This is a genomic window from Rhizobium sp. BK399 (assembly GCF_014194695.1).
Lineage (GTDB): Bacteria > Pseudomonadota > Alphaproteobacteria > Rhizobiales > Rhizobiaceae > Rhizobium.
Map to the genome: position 1 here is coordinate 114,367 of NZ_JACIAH010000005.1, position 18,123 is coordinate 132,489.

15 protein-coding genes and 1 riboswitch are annotated in these 18,123 nt (G+C 58.7%); of the genes, 7 read left to right on the forward strand and 8 right to left on the reverse strand.

Annotated elements, in window-relative coordinates; genetic code table 11:
- Window positions 1-6 precede the first annotated feature (6 nt).
- On the reverse strand, window positions 7-696 hold the full coding sequence (bluB, locus tag FHT97_RS13065) for a 5,6-dimethylbenzimidazole synthase (protein ID WP_183862677.1): 690 nt from the start codon (window positions 694-696) through the stop codon (window positions 7-9).
- A gap of 39 nt (window positions 697-735) precedes the next feature.
- A riboswitch (cobalamin riboswitch) is annotated at window positions 736-917 on the reverse strand.
- A 25-nt stretch (window positions 918-942) separates the two neighbouring features.
- Window positions 943-1,776, reverse strand: a complete 834-nt coding sequence (locus tag FHT97_RS13070) for a PD40 domain-containing protein (protein WP_183862679.1) — start codon at window positions 1,774-1,776, stop codon at window positions 943-945.
- A 204-nt stretch (window positions 1,777-1,980) separates the two neighbouring features.
- On the opposite strand from FHT97_RS13070, the gene FHT97_RS13075 reads away from it, so the two are divergent.
- The 3 genes from FHT97_RS13075 (at window position 1,981) to FHT97_RS13085 (ending at window position 5,524) form a co-directional block, all read left to right on the forward strand.
- Window positions 1,981-3,909, forward strand: coding sequence for an LTA synthase family protein (locus tag FHT97_RS13075; protein WP_246712618.1), 1,929 nt, complete (start codon window positions 1,981-1,983; stop codon window positions 3,907-3,909).
- An 81-nt stretch (window positions 3,910-3,990) separates the two neighbouring features.
- On the forward strand, window positions 3,991-4,515 hold the full coding sequence (locus FHT97_RS13080) for a DUF1003 domain-containing protein (RefSeq protein WP_183757497.1): 525 nt from the start codon (window positions 3,991-3,993) through the stop codon (window positions 4,513-4,515).
- A gap of 133 nt (window positions 4,516-4,648) precedes the next feature.
- The gene (locus FHT97_RS13085) at window positions 4,649-5,524 is read left to right on the forward strand and encodes a hypothetical protein (protein WP_183862681.1); all 876 of its coding nucleotides are present in this window, start codon (window positions 4,649-4,651) and stop codon (window positions 5,522-5,524) included.
- Between the two features lie 197 nt (window positions 5,525-5,721).
- On the opposite strand, the gene FHT97_RS13090 is transcribed toward FHT97_RS13085, so the two are convergent.
- Window positions 5,722-7,095 (reverse strand): 3-deoxy-7-phosphoheptulonate synthase class II, encoded by a 1,374-nt coding sequence (locus FHT97_RS13090; protein ID WP_183862683.1) that lies wholly within the window; start codon window positions 7,093-7,095, stop codon window positions 5,722-5,724.
- Between the two features lie 288 nt (window positions 7,096-7,383).
- Here FHT97_RS13090 and FHT97_RS13095 point away from each other — a divergent pair, with 288 nt between their 5' ends.
- Window positions 7,384-8,712: a pilus assembly protein TadG-related protein gene (locus FHT97_RS13095; protein ID WP_183862685.1), complete on the forward strand. Its 1,329-nt coding sequence runs from the start codon at window positions 7,384-7,386 to the stop codon at window positions 8,710-8,712.
- Window positions 8,713-8,716: 4 nt separating this feature from the next.
- On the opposite strand, the gene gor is transcribed toward FHT97_RS13095, so the two are convergent.
- From gor to rpiA, 3 genes are all read right to left on the reverse strand, one after another.
- Entirely contained in the window at window positions 8,717-10,102 is a 1,386-nt protein-coding gene (gene gor, locus FHT97_RS13100; RefSeq protein ID WP_183862687.1) for a glutathione-disulfide reductase, read from the reverse strand.
- A 109-nt stretch (window positions 10,103-10,211) separates the two neighbouring features.
- Window positions 10,212-10,799, reverse strand: a complete 588-nt coding sequence (locus tag FHT97_RS13105; protein WP_183757501.1) for a DUF2059 domain-containing protein — start codon at window positions 10,797-10,799, stop codon at window positions 10,212-10,214.
- A 17-nt stretch (window positions 10,800-10,816) separates the two neighbouring features.
- A complete protein-coding gene (gene rpiA / locus FHT97_RS13110; RefSeq protein ID WP_183757502.1) occupies window positions 10,817-11,515 on the reverse strand; it encodes a ribose-5-phosphate isomerase RpiA in 699 nt (232 codons plus the stop codon).
- Window positions 11,516-11,705: 190 nt separating this feature from the next.
- Between rpiA and FHT97_RS13115 the strand changes: the two genes are divergently transcribed.
- The gene (locus FHT97_RS13115) at window positions 11,706-12,413 is read left to right on the forward strand and encodes an HAD family hydrolase (protein WP_183862689.1); all 708 of its coding nucleotides are present in this window, start codon (window positions 11,706-11,708) and stop codon (window positions 12,411-12,413) included.
- 57 nt (window positions 12,414-12,470) lie between these two features.
- Here FHT97_RS13115 and FHT97_RS13120 read toward each other — a convergent pair whose 3' ends face one another.
- Window positions 12,471-14,345 (reverse strand): L,D-transpeptidase family protein, encoded by a 1,875-nt coding sequence (locus FHT97_RS13120; protein WP_183862691.1) that lies wholly within the window; start codon window positions 14,343-14,345, stop codon window positions 12,471-12,473.
- A gap of 399 nt (window positions 14,346-14,744) precedes the next feature.
- Here FHT97_RS13120 and fumC point away from each other — a divergent pair, with 399 nt between their 5' ends.
- Both fumC and FHT97_RS13130 read left to right on the forward strand, forming a co-directional pair.
- On the forward strand, window positions 14,745-16,136 hold the full coding sequence (fumC, locus tag FHT97_RS13125; protein WP_183862693.1) for a class II fumarate hydratase: 1,392 nt from the start codon (window positions 14,745-14,747) through the stop codon (window positions 16,134-16,136).
- 159 nt (window positions 16,137-16,295) lie between these two features.
- Complete coding sequence (locus FHT97_RS13130; protein WP_183862695.1) at window positions 16,296-17,903, forward strand: fumarate hydratase; 1,608 nt, start codon at window positions 16,296-16,298, stop codon at window positions 17,901-17,903.
- 6 nt (window positions 17,904-17,909) lie between these two features.
- Here the strand turns inward: FHT97_RS13130 and FHT97_RS13135 are convergent, their stop codons facing one another.
- On the reverse strand, window positions 17,910-18,107 hold the full coding sequence (locus tag FHT97_RS13135) for a hypothetical protein (RefSeq protein WP_183862697.1): 198 nt from the start codon (window positions 18,105-18,107) through the stop codon (window positions 17,910-17,912).
- Between the last annotated feature and the right edge of the window lie 16 nt (window positions 18,108-18,123).

Here is an 18,123-nt window from a genome sequence, read left to right on the forward strand (position 1 = left end):
CCACCGTCAGTCCAGCGAATTGTCCCAACGGTCAGTGAACACGAGTTCCTCCAGCGGCAGCCGCTGACGCCAACCTTTGGCCGCCAGCTCCGGCTGGTCATAGAGCTGATCGACATAGCCGACGCAGAGCCAGGCAACGATCTCGACGCGATCCGGCACACCGAGGATTTGCTTGATATCGGACTCGTGAAAAATGCTCACCCAACCAACCCCGATACCTTCGGCTCGGGCAGCCAGCCACAGATTCTGCACGGCGCACACCGTCGAATAGGAATCCATCCGTCGATTGTGCGTTCGGCCGAGAACGACGTCGCCGCAACGATCCGGATCGCAGGTCACGCAGATGCTGAGCGGTGCGGCGCGGATGCCTTCAAGCTTCAGCGACCGGTAAAGTTGCTGCCGCTCGCCCGCAAACATCTCGCTGGCCTCGCGATTGGCGCGATCGAAGGCTTGCCATACTGCCTCTTTCACCTGCTGATCGCGCACCAGGACGAAATTCCAAGGCTGCATGAACCCAACCGACGGCGCGTGGTGCGCGGCGGTCAAGAGCCTGCGGACAACGTCGTCCGGTATCGGATCCGGGAGAAACTCCGAACGGACATCGCGACGCGTCGAGATCGCACGATAAACGGCGTCACGTTCCTCGGTCGAAAAGGCTGCGGCTCCCGACAGGGAGCCTGAATGGTCTGGTCGCATCGTCAATCCCCAACAATACAACCGCCCGCCGTCCACGCGGGTCAGTCTATGATGTCGGGCCGGTCTTCTGACTTGGCGTCATCCGACTGCCGCGCCTTCCCGGTGCTGACCAGTGGCGTGTTGCGGCAGTCGTCAGCCTTACAGCGTTGGGCACGTTCCGGTTTCTCACCGAATTCCCGATTCTCCCGCCTGAGACGGGCACCCGACGGAAGTTCTATGCCGGCAAAACTCGCTCGACGCAATCCTTCACGCAGAGACGGGATAGTAACGCACATAGGCGAACTCATCGCCTGACGGCGACCAGTTGGGCACGTTGATCGTTCCCTGTCCGCCGAAAAGATCGAAGAGCGTCGTCAGGTTTCCACCGTCCATGTCCATCAGCCGCAGGCGAACATCGAGATCACGCGGATGGTCGAAGACATCAGGATCATAGGAAAGGATCAGAACCTTGTCATTATTGGGCGATGGATGGGCAAACCAGTTCCCGTAATTGTCACTGGTGATCTGCTCGAGCCCGGTCCCGTCGGGATGGATCCGCCAGATCTGCATGAGGCCGGTGCGGCTGGAATTGAAATAGATCCATTGGCCGTCCGCCGAATAGTCCGGCCCGTCATTGCGTCCTTCGCCGTGTGTCAGCCGCTTTTCTTCGCCGCCTGCCACAGAGATCGTGTAGATATCGAACAGGTCGTTGCGGATGCCGCAATAGGCGAGTTCTTTTCCGTCGGGCGACCAGCCGTGCCAATAGGACGGCTGATTTTGCGTCACAAGTCGCGGCGTCCCGCCTTCGGCCGGAAGCACATAGATCGTCGACTTCCCGAATTCCGTCTTATCGGAGATGACGATCTCGCGGCCGTCAGGCGAGATGCCATGATCATTGTTGCAGGTCCTGGCAAAGCCAGTATCCACCTTCGCGACCTTGCCCGAACCGTCTAGCGCCAGCCGGTAAAGAAGCCCGTCGCCATTCAGCAGAAGATAGCTTCCGTCCGGCGAAAAGTTCGGCGCTTCCACCAATTGCGCGGTCTGCCATACCACGCGCGCCTCGCCCGTTCTGACGTTGTAGATCTCGACGGAACTTCTCAATCTAAATCCTCCTGACATCGATTCCCCTGACCTACGATGCCTCGCCACCGAGCACAAGTCGACGCGGGGTAGCGATGGGTGTCGGGCACACGGCCCCGGCCCTTATCCACCAATCACAAATGCTGGAAACCTAGCGGTTCATCTAGCGTTCATGACGAAGGTGTGACAGTTCAGTGAAGCTTTTATGACGTTGGAGTTTTTCAGTTGATCGCGTTGGTAATGAGGTCCGCAGCGGCAACGCGGGTTGCGTCGCTTTCCACCGGTGTCCGGGGAAGCGCACGATCGCCGGCTATACGGACGGCCCTGGCCATCAGCCTTTCCGCTCTCATTGCCGTTTTCGCCACCGTAGCGGTTGAAATTATTGCGCGCGATGGGCTGGCCGACGTTGGGGAATTCCTGACGTCGCCGGCACGTCCCGGTATCACCACCGTCGCGATGCTGAGCGTTCTGATGCTCTCTCTGGATGCAGCCTTGGGAAGGCGATTCATTTCGGCATTGATCGTTCTGCCGGTGGTTATCGTCCCGGCTATCGTCTCCAACCAAAAGCAGCACTACCTTTCGGATCCTCTTTATCCGTCAGACGTCCTCTTCGGACGGCAGATCATGGAATTGCTGCCGGTGATGGTGCGCGACCGGCCGTGGACCGCCGTCGCCATGCTCGTTGGCATCACTCTTTCCGTTGCCGCGATTGCCGCGCTCTGGCATTTCGCCTGGCGCCACTTTCCGCGGCTTTCGAAGACCACTCGCCTGCGTCACCTCTGCATCGGCCTGCCTGTTGTCGCCGCCTTCGGCACGCTGATGGACTATTCCAAATACTCCTACATACGCGACCGTCTTCAGGTCGTACCGATGATGTGGGACCAGAAGGAAAACTACCGCAGCAACGGCTTCATCCTGGCCTTCATCTTCAATATTCCGATGGCCGACGTGGCAGCGCCAGCCGGCTTCGGTGCACAGGCGCTCGATGCCATTCCCGGCCGTAACTACGGTTACCTCAGCGGCCCGCGCGAAAAGCCCGACGTGATCATGCTGATGAGCGAATCCTTCTGGGATCCGACCAGGTTGAGGAACATCAGCATGTCGCCCGATCCCATGCCGAACATCCGCGCGGCGCAGTCGGGCTACGTCTTCTCGCCCGAGTTCGGGGGCATGACGGCCAACGTCGAATTCGAAGCGCTGACGGGATTCTCGAATGCCTTCCTGCCCTACGGCAGCATCCCGTATCAGCAGTATATTAGAGGCAACCTTCCTTCGCTTGCGACGTTCTTCCGCGGCGAAGGCTATGCTGCCCGTTCGCTGCACCCTTTCAGCGGCTGGTTCTGGAACCGCAACGAAGTCTACAAGGATTTCGGCTTCGAGCAGTTCCGCTCGGAAGAAACCCTGCCGCCGATGGAGAAAAGGGGCATCTTCGCTTCGGACGAGTCCCTCATGAAGGAGATCATCAACGAAGCCGACGGCCTTGATCGTCCGTTCTTTTTCTTCGGGGTCACTCTTCAGGGACACGGCCCTTACGAGCCTAACCGCTATGCGCACAATAGCATCGACATAGAGGGCAACCTGAACGACGCGGACCGGGCGACGCTCGCCACCTACACACAGGGGATCAAGGAAGCCGACGATAGCCTCAAGATGCTGATGGATTGGGCTAAGAAGCGCGACCGCGAAACAATCATCGTGCTCTGGGGCGACCACTTGCCTCCGCTCGGCAACGTCTACATGGCGACGGGCTACATGCCGGATCAGGTTGCGACCCGCAAGGCATCGGTCAGCGTCATGAAACAGGAGCACGAGACCCCGCTCGTGATCTGGTCGAACAAGAAGGGCAGCAAGAAGGATGTCGGCACTATCAGCCCGTCACTGCTTCCCTATCATCTTCTGAAGTTCGCCGGCTTCGAGCATCCCTACTATACGGGCTTCCTCGGTCGCGTGCAGAAAAAGTACAGCGTCATCGACCGCTATCAGCTCATTGCACGCGACAATACGCCGTCGCCCGATTGGGTGTTGAAGCCAAAAAACCTCGATCCTCTCGTGCGGGACTATCGATACCTCCAGCACGACATCATGTTCGGCAAGGCCGAGACCCTTGATCGCTTCTTCCCACAGCATGCCTGGCTCTATGCGCAAGGCACGTAAAAGAGCGACAGAAGTCCACATTGCAATTTGAAAACATTGCGGAATACTGGCGCCCGAGCGATCTAGCATTCGGAGTCAGCTATGCATAATCTATCGGACTTCATCCACCATCACTTCGACAAGTCGGCCGACGAACTCGGCGAGATCGAGAAGCGCGTCCTCGCAAAGGCCCATGAGCGCAAGATAATCTCGACCGATATCAATGCGGCTCTGCGGGCCGAATCATCTGTCGGCGAACGCCTGGCGGATTCGATCGCCCGCGTTGGCGGCTCCTGGTACTTCATCGTCACGTTCCTGCTTTTTCTGGTCTTCTGGTGCGTCGTGAACACCATCGTGCTGCTCACACGCGCTTTCGATCCTTATCCTTTCATCTTCCTCAATCTTGTGCTGTCGATGCTTGCCGCCATCCAGGCTCCGATCATCATGATGTCGCAGAACCGTCAGGCTGAGCGCGATCGTTTCGAGGCCGCCAAAGACTACGAGGTCAATCTCAAAGCAGAACTCGAAGTCCTGTCGCTGCATCAGAAGATAGACATGCGCGTGCTCACGGAAATTGCAGCATTGCGAGAAGATATCGAACGGCTACACCAGCGACTACCAAGTTGATGCCGCCGTCCGGAACCGCTTGAATTTAACTATACCGACTGATTAACGATCCGCTAATCACGTCCCGCATTGAAACATCGACGCAAATGTTGGAGGAGCAACGGAAACCAATCCGATCCGACCGTACAAGACAATGCTCACTGGCAGGCCACATACTCGCGATGAAATCCTTCATCACCCTCTATTTCTGTCCATAGAACGCCAGATCGCACTCCATCTTATCGGCATCCACAAGCGCGCTCCTCGCCTTGCCCGCCTTGCTGCGTCGCACCAGAAGTGGCTGCTGACACAGACGCTGTTCGCCATGCATACTGGACGCGATAAAAGCAATCCGGTCTCGGGCCTTACGGCCGGTCGCATGATGCAGGTCGCCAAGGAATTCGATCTCGCCAGCAAGAATACGGCCGCCTCGTTTCTTGCCGAACTGATCGCCTACAAGTTTTTGCGGGATGCTCCCGATGAAACACCCGATCGGCGCCTCCGCCGCCTCGAGACGACGGAACTCAGCGAGGAGGCCATGGCCTCCTGGTTCCAGGGACATATGGCCTGCCTCGATCAACTCGACGGTGCCAACCGCGGCAGCCTGACCGCAGATGACCCTCGGCTCTTTTATCTGGCACAGCCGCGCGCCGCGCGTGCCCTGATCCAGGACCCGGTGTGGAAGGAGCCGCGGGCGAGCATCGGCCACTTCCTCTGGTCCGATGTCGGTGGCCTCGTGCTGCATGATCTGATAAGCCGCCTCCCGGACGACGCGCGTGAACAGCATCGCATCCTGCTGAAAGGCGTGAGCATCAGCGAAATCGCTAATGAATTCGGTATCTCCCTGACAAACCTCAAGCGGATGTTCAAGAAAGCCGAAAGGGATGACATGCTTGGCTGGGAGAGCCCACGCAGCCGCGGTGCGCTTTGGCTCTCGCGCACGTTCATCGAGGACTATTTCTACTGGCAATCCGCAAAGTTCGCCGAGCTGGACAGGGCGATCCACTGGGCCGCCGGCCAGATCCGCTAGCCGGTTGCCAACCCGCGTGTCGGTGCGAAACGGTGTGCGACAGGTCCGCATCGCACCGATTGGCGAACCGCAAACACGCCGCTGCCGCTTGACCTCAGGATCGGCACAACATGCGATGCCCCCGCTGCCAGCGGTCGGTCCGTTCCCAAATGAAAAAGCCCGGCATGGCCGGGCTCTTTCTTTCACATTCGCCTTGATCAGCCGTTGGCGGCCATCCGCTTTTCGTCGCGGCCGCCCTTCATGCGCTCTGCCAGCAGGAAGGCAAGTTCCAGGGCCTGGTCGGCGTTGAGACGCGGGTCGCAATGCGTGTGGTAGCGATCGTGCAGATCTTCGGCCGTTACGGCACGAGCGCCGCCAGTGCATTCCGTGACATCCTTGCCGGTCATCTCGATATGAATGCCGCCCGGATGCGAGCCCTCGGCGCGATGGATCTGGAAGAAGCTCTCGACTTCCGACAGGATCCGCTCGAACGGACGGGTCTTGTAGTTGTTCAGCGTGATCGTGTTACCGTGCATCGGATCGCAGGACCAGACGACCTTGCGGCCTTCGCGCTCAACCGCGCGAATAAGCCGCGGCAGATGGTCGGCGACCTTGTCGTGTCCGAAGCGGCAAATCAGCGTCAACCGACCCGCCTCGTTCTGCGGGTTGAGGATGTCGATGAGGTTCAGAAGGTCGTCCGCCTGCAGCGACGGGCCGCACTTGAGACCGATCGGGTTCTTGATGCCACGGCAGTATTCGACGTGCGCATGGTCGGCCTGACGGGTGCGGTCGCCAATCCAGATCATGTGGCCTGACGTTGCGTACCAGTCGCCGGACGTCGAGTCGACACGAGTCAAGGCTTCTTCGTAGCCCAGCAGCAGCGCTTCGTGGCTGGTGAAGAAGTCCGTCTCGCGCAGGCTCGGATTGTTTTCCGCGCTGATACCGATCGCCTTCATGAAATCCATGGTTTCGCTGATGCGCCCGGCAAGCTTGCGGTAGCGCTCGCCCTGCGGGCTGTCCTTGACGAAACCGAGCATCCACTGGTGGACGTTCTCGAGGTTGGCATAACCACCCATCGCGAAGGCGCGCAGCAGGTTCAGCGTCGCGGCCGACTGACGATAGGCCATCGCCTGCCGCTCCGGGTTCGGAACGCGGGCTTCCTCGGTGAACTCGATGCCATTGACGATATCGCCACGGTAGCTCGGCAGCGAAACGCCGTTCTGCGTCTCGATCCCGGAGGAACGCGGCTTGGCAAACTGGCCGGCGATACGTCCGACCTTGACCACCGGCAACTGCGCGCCGAACGTCAGCACAACGGCCATCTGCAGGAATGCACGGAAGAAGTCCCGGATGTTATCCGCGCCGTGCTCGGCGAAGCTTTCTGCACAATCTCCGCCCTGTAGCAGGAAACCATTGCCTTCAGCGACGTTTGCAAGATGCTTTTTCAGGCGACGAGCTTCCCCCGCAAAGACGAGCGGCGGATAGGACGCGAGCGTGGCTTCCGTTGCTGCCAATGCCGCCTGGTCCGGATAGTCCGGAACCTGCTGAATCGGTTTTTGCCGCCAACTGCTCGGTGTCCAATTCTCTGCCATGTCACTCACCTGCTCCAGCATCCGGTCCGTCCGGATGTTCCGTCCTAAAAATGTTGGGCGGCTTATAAACCGTTAGCGTCATCTTGCATAGCGGCGTTCCGCTCTTTGGCGTTACTGATTCAATCGACCAACAACAGCCGATATAAAGGAATTCCGCGCCGCGTTTTCAAACATAGGCGCGCAATTTAACGGTCAATAAACCAAGACAGTTTGTATCTAATTCAAGCTTGTACCGTAGAAACACCGTCAATTCTAATAGCGCGTCATGACGACCCCGCTTGATCACCGATGGCATGGTGGAATCATGGGTTTGATTTCGTGCGCAGCTTGTATCATTTCTGCACTGACCGTTCTGGCAATTTCGGGATGCTGACAGCCATCCTCATGGTACCCCTGATCGGCTCGGCGGGCGTGGCCGTCGACTTCGCCCACGCGCTCAGTCTGCGCACGCAACTCTATGCGGCAGCAGACGCCGCGGCCGTCGGAGCAATCTCCGCGAATTCGGCCGCAGCTGCGGCCGCCATGAAGATGACCAGTGACGGACCGATATCCACCGGACAGGACGACGCCCGAAACATTTTCGTCGGCCAAATGCAGGGCGAACTTACCGGAAGTCAGGTGGCCGTGGATGTGCAGGTGAGCCGCGCATCTAACAAACTGAACTCTTCCGTCAGTTTCACTGCCTCGGTTCCGACCACCTTCATGCAAATCCTCGGTCGCAACAGCGTCGATATCTCGGGCACCGCTACGGCAACCTTCCAGACGGCGGCGTTCATGGATTTCTACATCCTTATCGACAACACACCTTCCATGGGTGTCGGAGCGACCCCGGCCGACGTCGCCCTCATGGAGCAGAAGACACCCGATACCTGTGCCTTTGCTTGCCATATCGTGTCGGAAGCTGGTGTCGTGGACAAGAACAGCTACTACAACATCGCGCGCAACAACGGCGTGACCCTTCGCGTCGACGTGGTTCGCCAGGCTACGCAGAAGCTCACCGAGACAGCAAAGACCGAGCGGGCTTCTGATAACCAGTTCAAAATGGGCGTCTATACTTTCGGCAAGAAGGCCGAAGACGCAAACCTGACGACGATCTCAGCGCCGATCACCGATCTCGACAAGGTCGCAACCTATACGAATGCGGTCACCCTGATGTCGATCCCGAGGCAGGGGTACAATAACGACCAGCAAACGAGCTTCGACAACTCGCTCACGCAGATGAACAAGATTATCTCCACGCCGGGCAACGGGAGCACCGAAGCGCAGCCTCAGAAGATTCTGTTCTTCGTATCCGATGGCGTCGGCGACAGCCAGAAGTCGAACTGCACGAAACCAAAGACAGGCGAGCGCTGCCAGGAGCCGATCGACATTTCCTTCTGCAAGCCGCTGAAGGACCGGGGCGTCAAGATCGCCGTGCTCTACACGACGTACCTGCCGCTGCCGAAGAACAGCTGGTATAATAGCTGGATCAAGCCCTTCCAAAACGAAATCCCGACGAAGATGCAGAACTGCGCTTCACCAGGTCTCTATTTCGAGGTGACGCCGACCCAGGGTATAACCGATGCGATGCAGGCGCTCTTCCTCAAGGTCATCCGCATGCCCCGCATCACCAGTTGATCGGCTAGGCTCGAATGCCGTCCCGAATCCGATAGCTCGGCGCATACATTGTGACGAGTTCTTCGGCCGCCGTCGGATGCACGGCCATAGTACGGTCGAAATCGTCCTTCGTGCAGCCTGCCTTTAGCGTAATACCAAGGATTTGCGCCATCTCTCCGGCATCGTGGCCGAGGATATGCGCGCCGACGACCTTCCTGCTCGAAGCATCAACAATCAGCTTCATGATCATTTTCTCGCCCCTCCCCGACAGCGTCGCCTTCAGCGGCCGGAACTGGGCGCGATAGACCTCAAGCTCCTTGTAGCGCTTGCTCGCCTCTTCCTCCGTCAGCCCTACGGTACCGATTTCCGGCTGCGAGAAAACAGCCGTTGCGATCGTCTCGTGATCCGGCTTGGTCGGGTTGTCCTTGTACTCGGTTTCGATGAAGCACATCGCCTCGTGGATTGCCACCGGCGTTAATTGGACCCGGTCGGTGACGTCGCCGAGCGCATATATATTCGGCACGCTGGTACGCGAATATTCGTCGACGACGACTGCACCGCGTTCATCAGTCTTCACGCCGGCGGTTTCCAGGCCGAGGCCTTCCGTGTTGGGGATGCGTCCAAGCGCCAGCATGACCACATCGGCCGTCAGCGTACCATTCTTCAACGTCTCTATGGAAAGTCGCCCCTCCTGCTTCGAGACGCTCTCCAGAGTGTCATGGCAGAGAATGCGAATGCCCTTCGCGGCCATCGCCTCATGCAACCCCTGACGAAGATCCTGATCGAAGCGCGAAAGGATTTCGGCGCCACGGTAAATCAGCGTCGTTTCGACGCCGAGGCCGTGGAAGATATTGGCAAACTCCACCGCGATGTAGCCACCGCCGGCAATGACGATCGCCTTCGGAAGCTCTTCCAGATGAAAAGCCCCGTTGGATGAAATACAGAACTCATGTCCCGGCAAGGCAGCGTGCGGGTTAGGCCGACCGCCCGTCGCGATCACGATGGTCTTGGCGGTCACCGTCTTGCCGGTATTGACCAGTCGAACAGTATGCGCGTCAACCAGCTCAGCGCGCGTTTCCAGTATCTCGGCGTTAGCGCCAGCGAGGCCCTTCTTGTAGAGCCCTTCCAGACGCGCGATTTCGTTGTCCTTCGCGGCGATCAGTTTCTTCCAATCGAACGAACTCGCACCCACCGTCCAGCCGAAACCGGCGGCGTCCTCGAAATGCTCGTGGAACTGGGCCGCATAGACAAAGAGCTTTTTGGGCACGCAGCCACGGATCACACAGGTTCCGCCGTAGCGGTACTCCTCGGCAATCGCGACCTTGTTACCGAGCGATGCTGCAACGCGGGCGCTTCGTACACCTCCCGATCCGCCGCCAATGACAAAAAGATCGTAATCGTAGGACGTCATGAGAAGCTCCGGATGAAATCGGCTGGAAAGGTGAAATTGATATAGTATCGACCACCGTAAAAACAAAAGCCCGGACGATGCCGGGCTTTCGATCTCTTACAGGTACAGCTTACGGCTTCGGCTTTGGGGCCGGCGCGGCGGGCTTCGGTGCCGTCGTTGCGGCCGGGTTGGCCGGATCGGCGGCCGGCGGCGGAGCCTTGATGACCTTGGCAAGCTCGGTGCTGGTCTGCTTCTGCAAATCACGGGAGATACCCTGTGCCCAGATATCAGCCGCCTTCACGGTTTCGCGAGATGCGATCGGGCCATCCTTCAGCAGCTTCTTGCCGACTTCCGAGTTGTAGAACTCGGCGATTGCGTTGAGTTCTTCGACCGAGAATGCCTTGGCATAGGTCAGAGCGGCTTCCTTTTCGAGATCGGCGCGACGCGGTGCAAGTGCCAGCGCCTGCTTATCGACCTCAGCCGTGATGGCATCCTGGTAGTTCGGAGAATCCTGGATCAGGTCGGCCTTCAGGCGCTCGGCGAGGCCCGGCAGGATGTTGTCGAACTGCGCGGTTGCACCGATCGCGTCGATAGCGGCGCGGGCTGCCTTCAGCTGCTCCGGAGATGCTTCCTGCGCGTGTGCGACAGAGCCGAATGCAACGCCCGAAAGAATAACGGTCGCAGCAGCAAAACGGCCAAGACCTGCAAATTTAATCATGAGTTTCAATGCTCCTGTTACCTGTTCGCCCGCAGCGTGCGTGCACCTGCTGGACCAGCAATGATCGCAAGCGCCGCCATATTGAGAAAGAGCCCGTGTTCAACGACTCCGGGTATTGAATTCAGCTCGTTTGAAAGCGCCTCTGCATCAGGAATGCGGCCAAAAGATGCATCGATGATGTAGTGGCCGCCGTCCGTCATGAAGTCTCCGCCTCCGGATTGGCGCAGCGCCAAGCCGCCGCTCAATCCCAGTTTCGAAGCCTTCTTTTCAATTGCCATACGCGTCGACACGAGTCCGAACGGATTGACCTCGATCGGCAACGGAAATGCGCCGAGCGTCTCGACCAGTTTGCTTTCGTCGGCAATAACGATCATGCGCTGAGATGCCGCGGCCACAATCTTCTCGCGCAACAACGCACCGCCGCCGCCCTTGATGAGTGTCAGGTCGGAATCGACCTCGTCCGCGCCATCGATCGTCAGATCGAGTTCCGGCAACTCATCGAGCGACTTCAGCGGAACGCCGAGCTCGACGCAAAGCCTAGCCGTGCGTTCCGAAGTTGGTACACCTTCGACCTTGAAGCCGGTCGCAACCTTTTCCGCGAGCAGCCGAACAAACTCCTCGGCAGTGCTTCCCGTTCCGATTCCAAGCCGCATGCCGTATTCGACATGAGCAAGTGCGGCCTCAGCGGCCTTGATCTTCATTTCGCGGGCATCCATGCGCCGCTGACTCCGATTATTGCGTTGGATGTGCTGTTTACACGGCTCGCTTGCCAAACGAAAGCCAAAATAGCGCAATGATTTTCGAAAAGCCGTGGGGAATACAACTCGTCGGCTTTGCCGCGAAACGTTGCTTTTCCCGCCCTCATCACCTACTGCCTGATGACATCATTTCCGAAAGGCGAAATCCTTGACCCCTTCCCTAGTTGTATTCGATCTCGATGGGACACTACTCGACACTCATGCCGATCTTGTCGAGAGCCTGAACCATACGATCGCCGCGATCGGTGTGGCGCCAGTCGGCTACGACGACTTGACTCATCTCGTCGGACACGGCGCCAAGGTCATGATCGAGCGGGCGTGCAGTTTACGGGGACATCCGTTGTCACAGGAGCAACTTCCCGGCCTCCTTGACCGCTTCATCGCGCACTACACCGACAACATGCCGGGACATACAGCTCCTTATCCCGGTCTTGTCGAGGCGATGGATCAATTGAAGAGCGCCGGCTGCAAGCTTGCCGTTTGCACCAACAAGCTCGAAGGGCTGGCACGCAGCCTGATCGAGAAACTTGAGCTTACCCACTACTTCGACGCAATTACCGGCGGAGATACCTTCACGGTCAGAAAGCCGGACGCCCAGCATCTCCTCGGTACGATCGAGCGCGCCGGCGGTGATGCCCGCAATTCCGTCATGATCGGCGATAGCATCAACGACATTCTTGTCGCGCGAAATGCTGGTGTTCCCTCGATCGCCGTACCGTTCGGCTATTCCGACGCGCCCGTCGAGACCCTTGGACCAACCCGCGTGATCACGCACTTCAAGGAACTTACGCCAGCGCTCGTCGACGAGCTGATCACGGATTTCACTGCTGCAAGGCCGACGGCTGCGGCAGGCTGACACGAACGAAAAAGGCGGCTCAACGGCCGCCTTTTTCTTATCATGCGCTTAGCGCGATCATATCTGCGCGCCACGTGCCTTCGTCGTGGCGTCGAATGCCTTCTGAACGTAAGCGTCGCGACCGTAGACATCGTCGAAATACTGTACGACGCCATCCTTATTCGGCCAGGCAGTGAAGTAAGCGACGTATACCGGTATCTTCTGCGGAACCTGCAGAGCGTGGTTCTTGCCGATAGCAATTTCCTTGCCGATCTGATCCACCGACGTGTTCAGTACCGCCGCCGCCATCGCACGCGGTTCGGCGAGACGGACGCAACCGTGGCTGAGTGCGCGCATGTCCCGCTTGAAGAAGCTCTTCGAGGGTGTGTCATGCATGTAGATCGCATGCGCATTCGGGAAAAGGATCTTGAGTTCGCCAAGCGCATTGTCGTCGCTCGGCGGCTGGCGCACGGAGACGTTGGTCGTCGAGCCGTACCAATCGACGCTGGACGACGCTACAGCGCGGCCACCAACAGTTACCTCGTAGCCCATCCGGTCCAAATAACTCGGGTCCGAGCGCAGACGCGGCAGCATTTCGTTGATGATGATAGACTGCGGCACGCCCCAGAACGGGTTGAACTCGACCGTCTCGATCTGATCCTGGAAGAAGAACGTCTGGTGCGACGGCTGACCGATCACCACGCGCATCGACAACTGCTCCTTGTTGTCGTTGTGGTAGTAAACCATGTAGGCCGGCTGGTTGATAAAGACGTAGCGCGAGCCGAGATCGTTAGGCAGCCAACGCGCCTGCTCCATGGCGACGATCAACTTCTCGATCTTCGAAGCGTTACTGTCGCCACCGGTCATGATACGGACCGTGGCTTGGCCAACGACTCCGTCGGGCTTAAGCCCATGCTCCTTTTGGAAACCTTCGACGAGCGCGACGATCTCCGCTGAATATTCGGTGCTGCCGGTATATGCGGCAAGTGTTGCCGCATGCTCGGCCTTCAGCGCTGCCGAACCGTGCTTGTCAATCGCCTTCACGATATTCGGGATTTCGGAAGAGTTGTCGCCTGGGCGAAGCAATCCGTTCAGAGCAATGTCGATGCGGTCGCCGCCTGCGCCCTCCGCCTGCAGCTTCGCCAATTCGCTTTCGAGCGCGACAAACTGCGGACCATCCGGCGTCCGGCTTTTGAGATAAGCAGCCGCATCCGGGCTCATGCGGGCAAGCTTGAGGACCGGGGCAAGGTTCACATCCTTGCGCTTGAAGTCATGGTAGCCGGAGAGCTTGTTCGGATCGACGCGACCGCGAAGGGTATCCTGCACATAGGCAAGAACTTTGGCCGAAAGCTCCAACTCGAATTGGGTCAGTGCACGATCGCGGTTGGCAGGGTCAGGATTGGCGGGGTCTTCGGTCGGCATCTGGACGGCATAGTCGGCCGGATCGAGACCAACCGACGCAGCATTCGACAACACGTCCATCGCTGCCTTGGCGCGATCGTTGACGTCCGTCCCGGTGAGCCAGACCAGCGGATTCTTGATGTCGCCATAGTAGGCCTCAAGCGCTTTGGCGACCTCGACGGGAGCGCGCACCTTTGCCTCGATGAGGAAGCGGCGCTGCACCGACGGCATGGTCTCAGTCGCAGCCGAAGCGTCGGCAACTGCACCCGTGACGACAGGATCGGTAAACTTGCCGGTATCGACGAAGCGCATCGCGTCGGGCTGGTAGGTGTAATAGCGCGGGCTGGAAACTTTCGGCAGCGGCGTATCTGGAGCGGACTGAAGATACGAAGGAACGGACGCTCTCGGATTGACAATCGTGCCCTGGTTCCGGGCGCGATCGCCGCGGATCATATCCATCAGCGTATAGGCGTTCGCGGGCGCGACGCCCATCACGGCCATACCGCAGGAAAGCGCGAGTGCGGAAACCGCACTTTTCAAAAGGAATGTCATGCTTTTATCCAGTCCCAGTGTCATGCTGTCTTCAAAATAACGGGCGCGGCCCGCCTCAGAACTCGTTTTATCCGGCGCGAGCGTCACATGGCAGAAAGCGGTCGAAGCCGCCAGCCTGCGCCTACTCAACTCAAAGTAACGCGAATAACGCTAACGTCAGCCTTCAGTTCACACAAAATTCTGAAATTATTGGTTAATTTTTTACTTTATTTTCGCCTTTAGACACAGTGGCCAAAAAGACGCTGAATGATAAAAATTCAGACGTGTCTAAAAGATCACTGACCCCCATGAATAACCTGAATCGCCAATTCATGTTTCTTTCCAGAACGGTTTTCTTCGGCCCGTTTCGGACCTATAAGACCGCATCTCTGAGAGGCACCGCGACAGAAAGGCATGGCCATGACCTCCACCCGTACCGAGACAGATACGTTCGGCCCGATCGAAGTCCAGAATGACAGATATTGGGGCGCGCAAGCGCAGCGTTCCCTTGGCAATTTCAAGATCGGCTGGGAGAAGCAACCACTTTCGATCGTCCGCGCGCTCGGTATCGTCAAGCAGGCCGCTGCACGCGCGAATATGGCACTCGGACAACTCAATCCTGAGGTCGGCAACGCCATTGTCGATGCGGCACAGGAAGTCATCGACGGCAAGCTCGACGACCACTTCCCCCTCGTCGTCTGGCAGACTGGCTCCGGCACGCAGTCGAACATGAATGCCAACGAAGTAATCTCCAATCGAGCCATCGAAATGCTCGGCGGTGTCATGGGTTCGAAGAAGCCGGTGCATCCAAACGATCACGTGAATATGAGCCAGTCGTCGAACGATACCTATCCGACGGCAATGCACATCGCCTGCGCGGAACAGATCGTGCGTCAGCTTCTGCCGAGCCTGAAGCATCTTCACGCCGCGCTCGACATGAAGGTCACCGAATTCAGCCACATCATCAAGATCGGCCGCACCCATACGCAGGATGCAACGCCATTGACCCTTGGTCAGGAATTCTCCGGTTACGCGGCCCAGGTTGGCTCCGCAATCAAGCGCATTGAACTGACCCTGCCCGGCCTCTGCGAACTCGCTCAGGGTGGCACCGCCGTCGGCACCGGCCTCAACGCGCCAATCGGCTTTGCCGAGAAAGTCGCCGACGAAATTGCCGAAATTACCGGCCTTCCCTTTGTGACGGCCCCGAATAAGTTCGAAGCGCTGGCGGCACATGACTCCATGGTGTTCAGCCACGGCGCCATCAATGCGGCCGCGGCGGCGCTCTTCAAGATCGCCAACGACATCCGCCTACTGGGTTCCGGCCCGCGCGCCGGCCTCGGTGAACTCGCCCTGCCGGAAAACGAGCCCGGCTCCTCCATCATGCCGGGCAAGGTCAACCCGACGCAGTGCGAAGCGCTGACCCAAGTCTGCGTGCACATCTTCGGCAACAACGCGGCGCTCACCTTCGCCGACAGCCAGGGCCACTTCGAACTCAACGTCTACAACCCGATGATGGCCTACAATTTCCTCCAGTCGGTGCAGTTACTCGGTGACGCCGCCGTTTCCTTCACGGACAACTGCGTCGTCGGCATCGAGGCCCGCGAGGACAACATCAAGGCGGGACTCGAACGCTCGCTGATGTTGGTTACGGCACTCGCTCCGAAAATTGGCTATGACAACGCCGCCAAGATCGCCAAGACGGCACACAAGAACGGCACGACTCTGAAGGAGGAAGCCTTGGCGAGCGGTCTCGTCACCGTAGAGGAATACGACACGATCGTGCGCCCCGAGACAATGATCGGCCCTAAATAAATCCGCCTAGCGGCCTGATCGACCAGTTGACACCGCCGCCCGCGCGGCGGTGTCTTTGCGAATTTTCATGAGTAAAGCAGACAAGTTTTAGAATTATTGCAATTGCGAAGACGCCCGAATAGACCATCTGCGATTTCGGTCCGCATGAAAGGTCCTTCAATGGCTGACGATCTTTTCCCCCTCCACAAAGACTCCACCCAATACCGCAAGATCAGCAGCGACTACGTCTCTGTGGACAGCTTCAAGGGACAGGACATCCTCACCGTCGAGCCGGAAGGCATCCGCCTGCTCGCCGAAACGGCCTTCGCCGACATCAATCATCTCCTCCGGCCCGGTCATCTAAAGCAGCTCGCGTCAATTCTCGAAGACCCCGAGGCGACTGATAACGACCGCTTCGTCGCCTATGACCTGCTCAAGAACGCCAACATTGCCGCCGGCGGCGTGTTGCCGATGTGCCAGGATACCGGCACCGCGATCATCATGGGCAAGAAGGGCCGCCGTGTCTGGACCGAAGGCGAGGATTACTCCGCCCTCGCGAAGGGCGTCATGGACGCCTACGAGAAGAAGAACCTCCGCTATTCGCAGCTCGCGCCGATCAAGATGTTCGAGGAAAGGAACACCAAGAACAATCTGCCGGCGCAGATCGATATCTATGAGGAAGGAACCGACTCCTACGACTTCCTGTTTGTCGCCAAGGGCGGCGGCTCGGCCAACAAGACCTTCCTCTACCAGGGCACCCCGTCGCTGTTGACGCATGATCGAATGATCGACTTCCTCAAGGAAAAGATCCTGACGCTAGGTACGGCGGCCTGCCCTCCCTATCATCTGGCGATCGTCATCGGCGGCACCTCGGCCGAGATGAACCTGAAGACGGTCAAACTTGCCTCGACGCGTTATCTCGACGAGCTGCCTATCGAGGGTTCGGAAAGCGGCCATGCGTTTCGCGACGTCGAGATGGAAAGGGAAATCCACAAGCTGACCCAGCAGATGGGCGTCGGCGCGCAGTTCGGTGGCAAGTACTTCTGTCATGATGTGCGCGTCATCCGCCTGCCCCGTCACGGCGCATCTCTGCCGATCGGTCTTGGCGTTTCCTGCTCCGCCGACCGACAGGCAAAGGGCAAGATCACTCGGGAAGGCATCTTCATCGAGCAGTTGGAGACGGATCCCTCGAAGTACATGCCTGACATCGACGAGTCGAAGCTGTCGGACTCGATGGTCCGCATTGACCTCAACCAGCCGATGTCCGGAATCCTTGCCGAACTCAGCAAGCACCCGGTCAAGACACGCCTGTCACTGACGGGCACCATCATCGTCGCACGCGACCTCGCCCACGCCAAGATCCGGGAACGGCTGGAAAGCGGTCAAGGCATGCCTGACTACATGAAGAACCATCCGGTCTACTACGCCGGGCCGGCCAAGACTCCGGCAGGCTACGCCTCCGGCTCCTTCGGCCCGACCACTGCCGGTCGCATGGACAGCTACGTCGACCAATTCCAGTCTTTCGGAGGCTCGATGGTGATGCTGGCCAAGGGCAACCGTTCGCGCGCGGTGCGCGAGGCCTGCAAGACGCACGGCGGCTTTTACCTGGGCTCGATCGGCGGGCCGGCCGCCCGGCTGGCACAGGACTGCATCAAGAAGGTCGAGGTGCTGGAATATCCCGAACTCGGCATGGAAGCAGTGTGGAAGATCGAGGTCGAAGACTTCCCGGCCTTCATCGTCACCGATGACAAGGGCAACGACTTCTTCCAGGAATTCAACCTCGGCTGATCGACCTCAATGGACCGCCGCGGTCGTCGTATGGTCGGCCGCGGTGGCTTTGGCAGCACCGACGGTCTCCTCCACCCTCACGCTGGCGAGAATCTCGTTGTGGAATATGCCCTCGAAGAAACCGTTCTGCTCGATCAAGGCGAGTGAGCCGGCAATGACTGCGGTGACGAGGATGATAGGCGAAGTGTGGCGAGACGTTTCCATGATCTCATGCTTTCCG